Consider the following 13,624-nt stretch of genomic DNA (forward strand, 5'->3'; position numbering starts at 1 on the left):
GTGAGAAGTGGGTCCCACCCCTTGACACTGCGGAGCTCAGCCCAATGACAGTCGTCTCCACGCCGGCCCTGGTGAACGTGCCCGAGGGCACCAGCATCAACACGATCCTGCGGGACCGTGTCACCAGGTCCGGGGGCGAGACGCTGATCGAGCGCCGCGACACCCCGGACGGGCCGTGGATCCCGGTCACGGCCGCGGCGTTCGAGGAGGAGGTCCTGGCCGTGGCCCGCGGGCTGATCGCCTACGGCGTCGGGCCGGGCGACCGCGTGGGCATCATGTCCCGCACCCGCTACGAGTGGACGCTGCTCGACTTCGCCGTCTGGGCGGCGGGCGCCGTCCCCGTGCCGGTGTACGAGACGTCGTCGGCCGAGCAGGTGCAGTGGATCTGCTCGGACGCGGGTGTCCGGCTGATCTTCGCGGAGTCGGCCGCGCACGCCGAGACCATCGGGCGCACCCGGCACTCGCTCCCCGCGCTGGAGGACGTCCTCGTCATCGACGACGGCGCCGTGGCCGGCCTCCGCGCCTCCGGTGCCCATCTGCCGCTGCTGGCCGTCACGGAGCGACGCGACGCGGTGCGCCGGGACGACGTCGCCACGATCATCTACACCTCCGGCTCCACCGGCCGGCCCAAGGGCGTCGAGCTCACGCACGGCAACTTCGCGCACCTGACGACGAACGCCGCGGTGGCGATCCCGGAGATGCTCGACACCCCGGGATCGCGCACCCTCCTGTTCCTCCCCCTCGCCCACGTCTTCGCGCGCTTCGTGGAGGTCGCCGTCTTCGCGGGCAACTCCGTGCTCGGCCACGCGCCGGACGTCAAGAACCTCGTGCCGGACCTCGGCACGTTCGCGCCGACCTACCTGCTCGCCGTGCCGCGCGTGTTCGAGAAGGTCTTCAACTCCGCCGAGGCGAAGGCGTCCGGATCCGCCGTGAAGCGGCGGATCTTCGCGTGGGCCGCCGACGTCGCGATCCGGTACTCGCGGGCCGCCGACACGGCGTCAGGGCCCGGCACCGGGCTGCGTCTGGCGCACCGGGTCGCCGACCGGCTGGTGTACGGCAGCCTGCGCGCCGCCATGGGCGGGCACCTGGAGTGGGCGGTGTCCGGCGGCGCGCCGCTCGGCGAGCGGCTCGGGCACTTCTTCCGCGGGGTCGGCGTCACGATCCTCGAGGGCTACGGGCTCACCGAGACCACCGCGCCGACGTCGGTCAACCGGCCGGCGCACACGAAGATCGGGACGGTCGGCACGGCGCTGCCGGGCACGTCGATCGCCATCGCCGACGACGGCGAGGTCCTGCTCCGCGGCCCGCACATCTTCCGCGGCTACCACAACCAGCCGCAGCTCACGGCGGAGGCCCTCACCGGCGGCTGGTTCCGCACCGGCGACCTCGGCACGGTCGATGAGGACGGCTTCCTGCGAATCACCGGCCGCAAGAAGGAGATCATCGTCACCGCCGGCGGCAAGAACGTCGCGCCGGCGGTGCTGGAGGACCGGCTGCGCGCGCACCCGATCGTGAGCCAGGTCGTCGTGGTCGGCGATCAGCGCCCGTTCATCGGCGCACTCGTCACGCTCGACGCCGAGATGCTGCCGGGCTGGTGCGCGAACCACGGCCTGCCGAACCTGAGCGTCACCGAGGCGCGGGTGCACCCCACGGTGCTCGAGGCACTGGACGCCGCCGTGCGGCACGCGAACGAGGCGGTGTCCAAGGCCGAGTCGATCCGCAAGGTCAGCGTCCTGGACTTCGACTTCACGGAGCAGAACGGCTACCTCACGCCGTCGACCAAGGTGAAGCGCGCCAGGGTGATCGCCGACTTCGCCCACCTCATCGACGACCTCTACGCCCCGTCCACGCCTACGACCCCGTCCACACCCACCCGGGCATGAGCCCGCCGGCCGATCGCAGGGCCGCGACGCCCGCGATCGGTCCGTTCGTGAGCGATCGGTCGTTCGATCTGCCGATCACTCATGCCATGACCGACCACGCGCAGCCGTTGGTCGGCCGTGCCGGCCACTTTCGTTGCGGTGCCCGAGATTCCGGGGGACCCTCTGCTCATGGACCCGCTCCCCCAGCAAGCGATCCACCCCGGTCGGACCTACCGGGCGAACGGCGTGCGGATCGATCCGCTCACCACCGCCCAGGCGCGGCGCCGGGTCGCCCCGTCGTTCTGGACCGGCGACGTCCCCGACTTCGCCCACCACCTGCGCGGCGGGCGCCGGGCCGACGGCCCCCGCGCCGTCGGGACACCGACCCCGAGCCCGGAACCTGCCGAGATACTCGACGGCCCGGCGGTCTGGTGCGGCTTCCTCGCCGACCACTTCGGGCACTTCGTCGCGGAGCACGCGCCGCGCCTGCTCTTCTCCCGGCTGGAACGACCGGACGACACGTTTCTCTTCATGCTCCGGCCGTGGGTCAACGAGGCCGCCGTGCCCACCTGGTTCTGGGACATCCTGGACTGGTACGGAGTCCCGCGCGAGCAGGTCGCGTTCGTCACCTCGCGCCCGGTTTTCGTCCGTGAGCTGCGAATCCTCCCCCAGGCCGAGCACCTGACCGTCGGCCCCGCCCGCGAGTACCTGGACGCACTGGACGACCACACCCGGCCGATGCTCCCGGCCGGCCCTCCCGACGGCACCCTGTTCGTCTCGCGCGCCGGGATGAACCTGCGGCTGGGTGGCGAGCGGTACCTCGAGGACCGCCTCCGAGCTGCGGGGGTGACCGTGATCCGGCCCGAGGCAGCGCCGCTGCGCGAGCAACTCGACCTGTATGCGAGCGCCCGCACGATCATCTTCTCCGAGGGCTCGGCAATGCACGGGCGCCAGCTCCTCGGCAGGATCGACCAGGACGTGAGCGTCCTGGTCCGACGCAAGGGCAAGCACGTCGGCCGAGTGCTGCTGGAGGACCGGGTGCGGACGCTGGACTACCTGGACACGCTCGTCGGCAACCTACCGTTCTCGGTCGACGCCTCGGGCCGCCCGGCGATGTACCACGCGTTCCCGCTGGCCGACCAGCAGGCGCTCGTCGAGGCGTTCGACAAGCACGGCGTCGACCTGTCCGGTTCCTGGAGCGAGTCCGCCTTCGAGCAGTCGCAGAAGGAGGATCTGGAGAACTGGGCGAGCTGGGTCTCCCAGGGTTCTCGCGCCGGGTCCGGCCTGGAGGCTCGGGCTCGCCTCCTTCAGGGCGCGCTCGCCGCCGTCGGGCAGCTCTCGCGGAGCGGTTCGCTGGTGAAGATCGCCGAGAGCATCGCAGCGCAGAAGGCCGCGGAGGCGACGGGTGCGGAGCAGGTCACTGCGGCGCCCGACACGATCCCCGCCCGGCGGGACTCCGAGGACGCACTCCGGGACCGCATCTCCGTGCTCCAGCGCCGCCTGGACCAGATCGAGCACTCCCGCACCTGGCGTGCCACGACCCCGGCCCGGCGTGTGGGATCCTTCCTGCACCACACGGCCCGAAGCCTGCGCCGCCGAACCACCCGCTGACCGCCGACAACCCGGCCCGTTCGAACAGTCAGGTGGTTCGCTTCGACGTCGGCTTCGTGTGTACCGAACCGCCTGCTCGGCCCCTCAGGCGCTCTTCTCGCGGGGCTGGCGGCCCCGGACGGGGACGCGGCGCGGGACGACCGTCGGGTTGACGTTCTCCAGCACGACGTCTCGGGAGATCACCACGCGCTCGACGTCGTCGCGGCTGGGGACGTCGAACATCACCTGCTGCAGCACCTCTTCCATGATGGCGCGCAACCCGCGGGCGCCGGTGCCCCGGAGGAGGGCCTGGTCGGCGATGGCCTGGACGGCGCCGTCCTCGAACTCCAGCTCGACGCCGTCGATCTGGAACATGCGCTTGTACTGCTTCACGAGCGCGTTCCGCGGTTCGGTGAGGATGCGGACCAGCGCTTCCCGGTCGAGCGGCGACACGGACGCGACCACGGGCAGGCGCCCGATGAACTCGGGGATCAGGCCGTACTTCTGCAGGTCCTCGGGGCGCACCTCGGCGAACAGGTCGTCGTCGGCGCCGGTCTCCATCGGCGCCGCGAACCCGATGCCGCGCTTGCGGGCGCGGGACGCCACGATGTCGTCGAGTCCCGCGAACGCGCCGGCGACGATGAACAGCACGTTCGTGGTGTCGATCTGGATGAACTCCTGGTGCGGGTGCTTGCGGCCGCCCTGCGGCGGGACCGACGCGCTGGTTCCCTCGATGATCTTCAGGAGTGCCTGCTGCACTCCCTCCCCGGACACGTCGCGGGTGATCGACGGGTTCTCCGCCTTGCGGGCCACCTTGTCGACCTCGTCGATGTAGATGATCCCGGTCTCAGCCTTCTTGACGTCGAAGTCGGCGGCCTGGATGAGCTTGAGCAGGATGTTCTCGACGTCCTCGCCCACGTAGCCCGCCTCGGTGAGGGCCGTGGCGTCCGCGATGGCGAACGGGACGTTGAGCATCTTGGCGAGCGTCTGGGCGAGGTAGGTCTTGCCCGTGCCGGTGGGCCCGATCAGCAGGATGTTCGACTTCGCGATCTCCACCTGGTCCGCGTCCTCCTGGTTGCCCGGCGCCTTGGGGCCGGTGCTCGCCTGGATCCGCTTGTAGTGGTTGTAGACCGCGACGGCCAGGGCCCGCTTGGCGGACTCCTGGCCGATGATGTACTGCTCGAGGAACTCGAAGATCTCGCGCGGCTTGGGCAGCTCGGTGAGCCCGACCTCGGCCGCTTCGTTCATCTCCTCGTCGATGATCTCGTTGCAGAGCTCGATGCACTCGTTGCAGATATAGACGCCCGGGCCTGCGATCAGCTTGATGACCTGCTTCTGGGACTTGCCGCAGAAGTTGCACTTCAGCAGCTCAGCGCCGTCACCGATACGCGCCACGTATTCGTCTCCTCGCTCCTGCGCTCTCGCGAGCGCGGTCCGGGCTCTCGGGCTTCTGTCACTTCCGGAAGGCTGCCAGATCTCCGGATGGGGCCGCCGGCCCCTGTCGGTTACCTCCTATTGCACACCACCGGGGCCCCGGTTGTCAGCCGGACTCACGGCGGGTCGTCCAGGTGCGATTCTCGCCAGCTCTCGCAAGATTGCCATGATTTCAGCGGCGTGTCTCGTTTTTCCGGCGGTGCCGCCGGTCCGGGCGGTCCCAGCGGTCTCGGCCGGCCCACTGGTCTCGTGTGTCCCGGCGACGCGGGCCGGCCGGCGAGCGGTCGGCCGCTGTCGGCGGGGGTCGGTCCCCCGACCGACCGCCCGACAACCGACCGCCCCGCGCCCGCAACCGGCCGACCGCACCACCGTACGCGCGACCTCTCAGGATGCCGGGATGACCTGCACCTTGCGCGACTCCAGGACCTGGTCCACCAGGCCGTAGTCCTTCGCCTCGGCGGCGGTGAGGATCTTGTCGCGCTCGATGTCGTCGCGGACCTCCTGGCTCGTCTTGCCCGAGTGCCGTGCCAGCGCCTCCTCCAGCCACTCACGCATCCGGATGAGCTCGTTGGCGTGGATCTCGATGTCCGACGCCTGCGCGTAGCCGCCGCCCTCCATGGCGGGCTGGTGGATCAGCACGCGGGCGTTCGGCAGCGCCAGGCGCTTGCCCGGCTGGCCCGCCGCGAGCAGCACGGCCGCCGCGGAGGCGGCCTGCCCCAGGCAGACCGTCTGGATCTGCGGCTTGACGTACTGCATCGTGTCGTACAGCGCCGTCATGGCGGTGAACGACCCGCCCGGGCTGTTGATGTACAGGATGATGTCGCGGTCCGGGTCCTGGGACTCCAGGACGAGCAACTGCGCCATGACGTCGTCGGCGGACGCGTCGTCCACCTGGACGCCCATGAAGATGATGCGGTCCTCGAACAGCTTGGTGTACGGGTCCTGGCGCTTGAATCCGTACGCGGTGCGCTCCTCGAACTGGGGCAGCACGTAACGGTTCGACGGGGCGCCGTACGGCAGTCCGACGCCGCCGGGCCGCGCGTACGAACCGGCAAGGCGTTCGGCCGCCGCCAGGAACTGGGCTTCAGGGCTCACTGTGGTCTCCTCGATCTTCGAAGTGGTCTCGGCGTCGTCAGGACGCGGTGTTCATGCCGCCGCCGCCGGCCAGAGCCGCGTGCTCGACGACGTGGTCGATGAAGCCGTACTCGAGCGCCTCGGGCGCCGTGAACCACTTGTCCCGGTCGCTGTCCTTGACGATCTGCTCGACCGTGTGGCCGGTCTGCCCGGCCGTGAGCTCCGCGAGCACCTTCTTCATGTGCATGATCAGTTCGGCGTTGATCCGCACGTCGGTGGCCGTGCCACCGATGCCGCCCGAGGGCTGGTGCATCATCACGCGGGCGTGCGGGGTCGCGTAGCGCTTGCCCTTCGCGCCCGAGCTGAGCAGGAACTGGCCCATCGAGGCCGCCATCCCCATCGCCACGGTCGCCACGTCCGGCTGGACGAACTGCATCGTGTCGTAGATCGCCATACCGGCGGTGATCGAGCCACCGGGGCTGTTGATGTAGAGCCAGATGTCCTTGGTCGGGTCCTCGGCCGCGAGGAGCATCATCTGGGCGCAGATCGCGTTGGCGTTTTCGTCACGCACCTCCGAGCCGAGCCAGATGATGCGTTCCTTGAGCAGCCGGTTGTAGATCGAGTCGTTCAGGCCGAAGTTCGACCCCTCCGACCGTGCCACCGGCTCAGCGTCTGTCCGCAGATCGTTCACGTCCCACTCCTCAGTGTCCGGCAGGTTCCTGCGCAAGCATGTCGATCGACCCTAACGCGCCCGGAGCCGCCGGAACTCCCTAGTAAGGCCCCGTTTCGCCGACAGCGCACGTGCGCTGCCCTGGGCGTAAGACGAGCGATCGCGCGTCTCCCCATCGTCGGGTCCGCACACCCGTCCCCGCCAGTCCATGCCACGGAGAACGACGGCCATTAATCGTGTTTAATGGGGACTGGGACACGGCGGCGCCCGGGCGCCCTCCGTATGGAAAGGCCGCCCCGGGCGCCGTCGTCAGGTCGGCCGGGTCAGGCCTTGGCGGGCTCCTGCGTGCCCTCGGTCCCGTCCGCCGCGTCGGCGGCGGCCTGCGCGTCGGCCATCGCCTGCTCCAGCGCCGACTGCTGCTCGTCGATCTCGTCCGAGCCGATGAACTCGCTCAGGTCGACGACGGTACCGTTGGAGTCCTTGACCTCGATCTGGCGCAGCGCGACGGCCAGCGCCTTGGAGCGCGCGACCTCGCCGACCATCGCCGGGATCTGGCCGCCCTGCTCCAGCGTCTGGATGAACTCCGACGGCTCCATGCCGTACTGGCGCGACATGCTGACGAGGTACTCCACGAGTTCGCCCTGGCCGACCTTGACCTCGAGCTTCTCGGCGAGCGTGTCTAGCAGGATCTGGTTCCGCAGCGCCTTGGTGGCGTCCTCGGTGACCTCGGCGCGGTGCTCGTCGTCCTCCAGGCGGCTCTCCTGCTCGAGGTGACGGTGCACCTCGGCCTCGACCACGCCGGACGGCACCGGCACCTCGACGGCCCCCAGCAGCTTCTCCAGGAGCGCGTCGCGCGCGGCGACGGCCTGGTCGGAGCCCTTGCCCTGGGCGGCCTGCGACCGCAGGTCCTGCTTGAGCTCGTCGAGCGTGTCGAACTCGGAGGCGAGCTGCGCGAAGTCGTCGTCCGCCTCGGGCAGGTCGCGCTGCTTCACGCTGGTGGCGGTGACGGTGACGTCCGCCTCCTCGCCCGCGTGGTCGCCGCCGGCGAGGGGGGCGCGGAACGTCGTCGTCTCGTCGGCGGACAGGCCGGTCAGGGCCTCGTCCAGGCCCTCCAGCATGTTGCCCGAGCCGATCTGGTAGGAGACGCCGGAGACGGAGTCGACCTCCTCGTCGCCGATCGTCGCCCTCAGGTCGATGACGACGTAGTCGCCCTCGGCGGCCGGACGGTCCACGCCGACCAGGGTGCCGAAGCGCTCGCGGAGCGCGTCGAGGCGCTCGGTGACGTCATCGTCCGTGACCTCGGCCGGCTCCACGGTCAGGTCGATCGTGCTCAGCTCGGGCAGGTCCAGCACCGGGCGGATCTCGACGTCGGCCGTGAACTTCAGCTGCCCCTCGCCGGCCTTGGCCGGGATCTCGGTGACATCGACGGTCGGCTGCGCGAGCGGGCGCAGCTCGTTCTCGGTGAGCGCCTGGCGGTAGAAGTCGTTGAGACCGTCGTTCACGGCGTGCTCCACGACGGCACCCCAGCCGACCCGCTGGTCGATGATGCGCGGGGGCACCTTGCCCTTGCGGAAGCCGGGGATGTTCACCTGCTCCGCGATGTGCTTGTAGGCGTGGTCGATGCTCGGGACGAGCTCGTCGTAGTCCACCTCGACAGTCAGCTTGACCTTGGTGGGGTCCAGGGTCTCGACGGCGCTCTTCACTTCGTTGGTCTCCAGATGATCGGTGGTGCGCTCACCCGGTACCTGGAGCGTGAAGAACTCACGACGGCAGGAGCCACCTGGCGGGCGCGGGGATGCAGAATCGTGCGACAGGTGCACGGCAATCCCGATCATCTTACGCCCCGCGGCGTCTCCTGCCGAATGCGACGCCGGGCGCGGGTTTGCGCGCTTCCCCGGCGCGGCACACCATGCGCACATGGACGAGCTGAACCGGGCGATCGTCGAGCGCCTGCTGCGCGACGGACGCGCCACGTACCAGGAGGTCGGAAAGGCCGTCGGGCTGTCCGCCCCGGCCGTGAAGCGGCGGGTGGACCTCATGCTCGCGCGCGGGGAGATCGCCGGGTTCACCGTGCACGTCACGCCGGCCGCGATGGGCTGGACCCTGGAGGGCTACGTCGAGATCTTCTGCGACGGCATCGTCGCCCCGGCAGTGCTGCGGCGCGACCTGTCGCCGATCCCGGAGGTCGTCCGGGTCGCGACCGTCACGGGCGACGCCGACGCCATGGTGCACGTCGTCGCCGCCGACATGGCCGGCATCGAGCGCACCGTGGAACGGATCCGCTCGGCGGCCCACGTCGTCAAGACCCGCACCTCGATCGTGATGTCCCGCGTCGTGGACCGCCCGGAGGCGTGAGCGGCGCCGGTTGCCCTGCGGTCGGTCCGTTGTCGGATGATCGGCCGCTCGAGGGACCGATCATCCGACATCGTGCCGACCACCCGGCATCGGACCGACCGCTCGGGCCTCAGCCGTCTGCGACCGTGAACCGCGCCGTCGCGATGCTGCCGTAGCCGTCGTCCACCAGGAGGTGCACGTCGTACTCGCCCGGCGGCAGCGGCCACGTCGTGCCCTGCGCGGACCCGTCGACCACCCGGGACCCGCTCGTCGCGCCCGAGACGTACAGCCAGCGGTAGGAGGGGACGGAGCCCGGCGCCGTCCCGGCCGGGTACACGCCGATCCAGTCGCGCTCCCCGCCCGGACCGCCGTCGAACGTCACCTCGATCGGGTCGCCCGGCGCGTAGGACGCGCGGTCCGTCGCGATCGTCGCCGGCGCGGGCTCCTCGACGTCGGGCAGCGGCGCGGCGTCGACCTCGAACGTCGTGGCCACGGCGCGGTGGTCCGACGGCCACGGGCTCACCTCGACGTCGCTGTGCGGCGCGCCGAAGTCGCCCGGCAGCGGCGACGCCGACGCCGGCTCGCCGACCACGACGCTCTCCTCCGTCTCGGTCGCCCCCGCCGCGTACACGAAGTCGATGCGGTCGTGCACCTCGTCACCGGTGACGGCGCCTGCCGGGTAGCCGGGGGTCCAGGTGTATCCGGGCGCCTCCACCGGGTCGGGGCGCGCCTCGCGGTAGGTGTCGCGGAACCTGAGCTCCGCCAGCCGCCGCGAGACGGGCCACTCGAGCGCCAGGTCGAACGGGCGCGGCGTGGCCGCCGCCGTCGCGGCGGTCCAGTCCAGGTGGGACGGCACGTTGAAGTCGCCCGTGAGGAACACCGGGAACCCGGAGCCCGCGAGCGCACCCAGCGACTCGAACCGGCCGGCCATCTGCTCCATGTGGATGTCGTTCTCGTTGGCCAGCACCTCCGCCGTCGACGCGCCGTCGCGCAGGTCGTACGGGCCGTACGGATAGGCCTGCAGGTGGACGTTGCTCATGGCGACGCCGTGGCCCGGCGCCGTCTCCACGAACACGTGGTCCGCGGCCGCGCCGGGCCGCAGCGGGTACCGGCTGATGATCTGCAGCGGCTCGTTCACGTGGTCCCAGCCGAGCGCGTCGGCGATCCGCCGCAGGTTCCCGCCCGACTCCTGCACGCCGACGACGTCGGCCCCGGCCGCCTCGATCGCCGCCGGGACCTGGTCGAAGTCGACCCGGGTGCCGCCCACCCAGATGTTGAACGTCATGACCGTCAGCTCGGTCGCCACGTCCGGGCCGTCCGGGCCCGCCGCCCGCGCGGTGAGGAACGCGTCCAGGCCGGCCAGGTCGTCGGTGTTGATGTGGTCCACCCCGGCGTCGGCCAGCTCGGTCCACACGGACTCGCGCGCCGCCCCCGGCCGGTCCGGCGTGGCCCAGAACCGGACGCGGTAGCCCGCGGCGTGCGCCTCGGCCACGACGTCGCGCAGGCGCTCGCGCTCCGCGGCGGGCATCGCGCCCTCACCCTGCCAGTCGAACAGGTTGTTCCAGTTGTCGCTGACCAGCGGCATCACGGTCGCCGGAAGCCCGGAGCCCAGGTCGCCGGACCGCCCGTCGTAGAACGCGAACCGCACCCGCTGCGAGCGCATCGTCTCCAGCGGGCGGTTCCCGCTGATCACTGCGGTCACCGGGCCCGGCCGCACGTGGCCGCGCACCGCGCGGGTCATGATCCTGCGGTGCTCGGCGAGCTCCTCGTGGATCGCGGCGTAGGTGGCCTCGCCGTCGGACTTGATGTCGATCAGGAGCTGGAGGCTGCCGTCCCATCCCGGGTAGACGCTCCGGTCGCCGTGGCGGGCGTTCTGGCGCACCAGGTCGCGCAGCGGGTCCAGGTAGAGGCTCTCCAGGGTGCGGTCCGGGTCCACGTCCTCCCGGTCGTGCGCGACGAGCAGCTCGCCGTCGACCAGCCAGACGTCCGCCTCGACGCTGGTGAAGCCGTGGGCCAGGGCGTCGCGCAGGGGGCGCTCGTGCTCGTAGTCGTTGTGGGCGTGCGCCGCGTCGTGCGGCTCGCCGAGGACGACGTCGCCGCCGCGCGGCCCGCCGGCCTCCGGTGCGGCCGACGACGGTGCCGCCGCCCCCGCGAACAGGGTCGCGACCGCGAGGGCCGCGCCGACGATGGTCCTACCGCGCATGGCATCTCCTTGTAGACCGGGCGAAGCTGACCGGACGAACCGGGTCGACTCATGCAAGCGCCGGACGCTGACGACAGGATGAACACGCGACGGCCAGGGAACGACGACGAACGGAACCCCACCGCGGCCGCCCGCCCGGACGCCCCGCCGGCCGCCCTCCGGTCGATCGGCGGCTCAGGAGCCCCCGCGTTGCGCCTCCGGGCGGGCGATCTCGCCCGAGCCGCGGACGACCAGCCGGGTGGGGACGACGATCTGGCGCGCCGGCCCCCCGTCCCCGCCGATCCGGGCGAAGACGCGCTCCGCCGCGAGCCTGCCGATCCGGTCGGGATCCTGCGCGACCACCGACACCCGCGGCTTGACCAGGTCGCCCGCCTCGACGTCGTCGAACCCCACGAGGGCGACGTCGTGCTCGAGGCCGAGCTGCTGCAGGGCCCGGATCGCGCCCACGGTGACGAGGTTCTGGCTGGAGAAGATCGCCGTCGGCGGCTCCGGCAGGGTGAGCAGGCGCCGGGTCACCGCGGTGGCGCTCGCGTCGTCGTGCAGGTCGAGGACGATCAGCGCCGGGTCGGGGGTGATGCCGGCGTCGGCGAGCTCGTCGAGGTAGCCCGCCCGGCGCAGGCGGGCGGTCTGGATGCGTTCGAGGTCGCCGAGGAACGCGATGCGCCGGTGGCCGTGCGCGACGAGGTGCCGCACCGCGTCGCGGGCGCCGTCGTAGTTGGACGTGACGACGCTGTCGACGTCGATGCCCGCCGGCTCCCGGTCGATGCAGACCAGCGGGGTGCCGCGGTCGAGGTGCACCCGCAGGTAGGACTGGTCGTCGTGGACGGGGGTGACCACGTAGCCGTCGACGCGGCGCCGCGAGAGCGCGGCGATCGCCCGCTGCTCGGCCACCGGGTCGTCCTCGAGGCTGGTGGCGAAGACCGCGTAGCCGTGCTCGGTGGCGACGCGCTCGATGGCGCGGTGCACCTGCGCGGCGAAGGGGTTCGCCACGCTCGACACGAGCAGGCCGATGGTGTGGGACCGCCCGTCGGCGCGCCGGAGGTTCCCTGCGTGCAGGTCGGGCTCGTACTGCAGCTCGGCGGCGGCGCGCCGCACCCGCTCGGCGGTGTCGGCGGAGACGTTGGGCTCGCCGTTGACCACCCGCGAGACGGTCTTGACGCCGACGCCGGCCAGCCGCGCGACGTCGCGCATCGTGGGCCGGCGGGCCGTGGTGGGCGTGGAAGTGTCGCCTGACATCGATGTCACGAAACTGTCTCTCCTCGATCCTCGTGGGTTGACCCTACCGCGCGGCTCGGGTAGACATTGCGCTGACAACGTTGTCGGGCGAGAGCCCACGGCAAAGGAGTTCGACGATGACCCTCATGATCGCGAAGCCCGGGAACCGGCGCCGGTGGCGGCGTGGCGCGACGCTCGCGGGCACCTGCACCGCCGCGGCGCTCGCCCTGGCGGCGTGCGGCGGCGGCACGGGCAGCGCCGACAGCGACGCCATCGGCGTCTCGCTGATCGTCAAGACCACCACCAACCCGTTCTTCGTCGCGATGCAGGACGGCGCCGAGGAGGCCGCCGAGGAGCACGGCGTGTCGCTGACGATGGCGGCCGGCCGCGAGGACGGCGACGAGGACACGCAGATCCAGGCGATCGAGAACGCGATCGCCCGCGGCGACGCCGGCATCCTCATCACGCCGAACGGCCCGTCCGTCGTCGACGCCATCGCCTCGGCGCGGGACGCCGGCCTGTACGTGATCGCCCTCGACACGCCGCCCGACCCGGCCGACGCCGTGGACATCACCTTCGCCACGGACAACCGGCTCGCCGGGCAGAAGATCGGCGAGTGGACCGCCGGCGCGCTCGACGGCGAGAAGGCGACGATCGCCATGCTCGACCTGTTCGCCGACAAGGTCGTCACCGTCGACGTCGACCGCGACCAGGGCTTCCTGGAGGGCATGGGGATCGACGTCGCCGACCCGCAGGCCAACGGCGACGAGGCGGCCACCGGCGCCTACTCCGGCGGCGACTACGAGATCGTCGGCCACGAGGCGACCGACGGCGCCGAGGACGGCGGCCGCACCGCGATGGAGAACCTGCTCGCGAAGAACCCCGACATCAACGTCGTGTACACGATCAACGAGCCCGCGGCGTACGGCGCCTACCAGGCGCTCGAGGCGGCGGGCAAGACGGGCGACGACGTCCTGGTCGTGTCGGTCGACGGCGGCTGCGCCGGCGTGCAGAACGTGACCGGCGGCGTCATCGACGCCACGAGCCAGCAGTACCCGGTGAAGATGGCCGAGCTCGGCGTGGAGGCCATCGCGCAGCTCGCGACCGACGGCACCACGCCGGAGACGAGCGAGGGGCTGGACTTCTTCAACACCGGCGTCGAGCTGGTCACCGACGAGCCCGTCGACGGGGTCGAGTCGATCGACTCGACCGAGGCCACCGACATCTGCTGGGGCTGATCAC

General features: G+C 71.4%; 10 protein-coding genes. 4 read left to right on the plus strand and 6 right to left on the minus strand.

The window, feature by feature from the left end; translation table 11 throughout:
* Window positions 1-44 precede the first annotated feature (44 nt).
* Together IIE03_RS11380 and IIE03_RS11385 are read left to right on the plus strand one after the other, a co-directional pair.
* Window positions 45-1,883, plus strand: coding sequence for an AMP-dependent synthetase/ligase (locus IIE03_RS11380; RefSeq protein WP_192862874.1), 1,839 nt, complete (start codon window positions 45-47; stop codon window positions 1,881-1,883).
* A 168-nt stretch (window positions 1,884-2,051) separates the two neighbouring features.
* A complete protein-coding gene (locus IIE03_RS11385) occupies window positions 2,052-3,473 on the plus strand; it encodes a glycosyltransferase family 61 protein (RefSeq protein WP_192862875.1) in 1,422 nt (473 codons plus the stop codon).
* Between the two features lie 84 nt (window positions 3,474-3,557).
* Here IIE03_RS11385 and clpX read toward each other — a convergent pair whose 3' ends face one another.
* From clpX to tig, 4 genes are all read right to left on the minus strand, one after another.
* Window positions 3,558-4,847: an ATP-dependent Clp protease ATP-binding subunit ClpX gene (clpX, locus tag IIE03_RS11390; protein ID WP_192862876.1), complete on the minus strand. Its 1,290-nt coding sequence runs from the start codon at window positions 4,845-4,847 to the stop codon at window positions 3,558-3,560.
* Window positions 4,848-5,270: 423 nt separating this feature from the next.
* On the minus strand, window positions 5,271-5,981 hold the full coding sequence (locus IIE03_RS11395; protein ID WP_318842932.1) for an ATP-dependent Clp protease proteolytic subunit: 711 nt from the start codon (window positions 5,979-5,981) through the stop codon (window positions 5,271-5,273).
* Between the two features lie 37 nt (window positions 5,982-6,018).
* Window positions 6,019-6,651, minus strand: a complete 633-nt coding sequence (locus IIE03_RS11400) for an ATP-dependent Clp protease proteolytic subunit (RefSeq protein ID WP_318842933.1) — start codon at window positions 6,649-6,651, stop codon at window positions 6,019-6,021.
* Between the two features lie 302 nt (window positions 6,652-6,953).
* Window positions 6,954-8,333 carry a trigger factor gene (tig, locus tag IIE03_RS11405; RefSeq protein ID WP_192862907.1) on the minus strand — a complete coding sequence of 460 codons (1,380 nt, stop codon included), beginning with the start codon at window positions 8,331-8,333 and terminating at the stop codon, window positions 6,954-6,956.
* A 214-nt stretch (window positions 8,334-8,547) separates the two neighbouring features.
* Here tig and IIE03_RS11410 point away from each other — a divergent pair, with 214 nt between their 5' ends.
* Window positions 8,548-8,985, plus strand: a complete 438-nt coding sequence (locus tag IIE03_RS11410; RefSeq protein WP_192862877.1) for an Lrp/AsnC family transcriptional regulator — start codon at window positions 8,548-8,550, stop codon at window positions 8,983-8,985.
* 109 nt (window positions 8,986-9,094) lie between these two features.
* Here the strand turns inward: IIE03_RS11410 and IIE03_RS26730 are convergent, their stop codons facing one another.
* Together IIE03_RS26730 and IIE03_RS11420 are read right to left on the minus strand one after the other, a co-directional pair.
* Window positions 9,095-11,167: an endonuclease/exonuclease/phosphatase family protein gene (locus IIE03_RS26730; RefSeq protein WP_192862878.1), complete on the minus strand. Its 2,073-nt coding sequence runs from the start codon at window positions 11,165-11,167 to the stop codon at window positions 9,095-9,097.
* A gap of 174 nt (window positions 11,168-11,341) precedes the next feature.
* Window positions 11,342-12,403 (minus strand): LacI family DNA-binding transcriptional regulator, encoded by a 1,062-nt coding sequence (locus IIE03_RS11420; protein ID WP_225997633.1) that lies wholly within the window; start codon window positions 12,401-12,403, stop codon window positions 11,342-11,344.
* A gap of 116 nt (window positions 12,404-12,519) precedes the next feature.
* Between IIE03_RS11420 and IIE03_RS11425 the strand changes: the two genes are divergently transcribed.
* Entirely contained in the window at window positions 12,520-13,620 is a 1,101-nt protein-coding gene (locus IIE03_RS11425; RefSeq protein WP_225997608.1) for a substrate-binding domain-containing protein, read from the plus strand.
* Window positions 13,621-13,624: the final 4 nt, after the last annotated feature.

Origin of the sequence: Myceligenerans pegani (assembly GCF_014892515.1) — a bacterium.
Lineage (GTDB): Bacteria > Actinomycetota > Actinomycetes > Actinomycetales > Cellulomonadaceae > Myceligenerans > Myceligenerans pegani.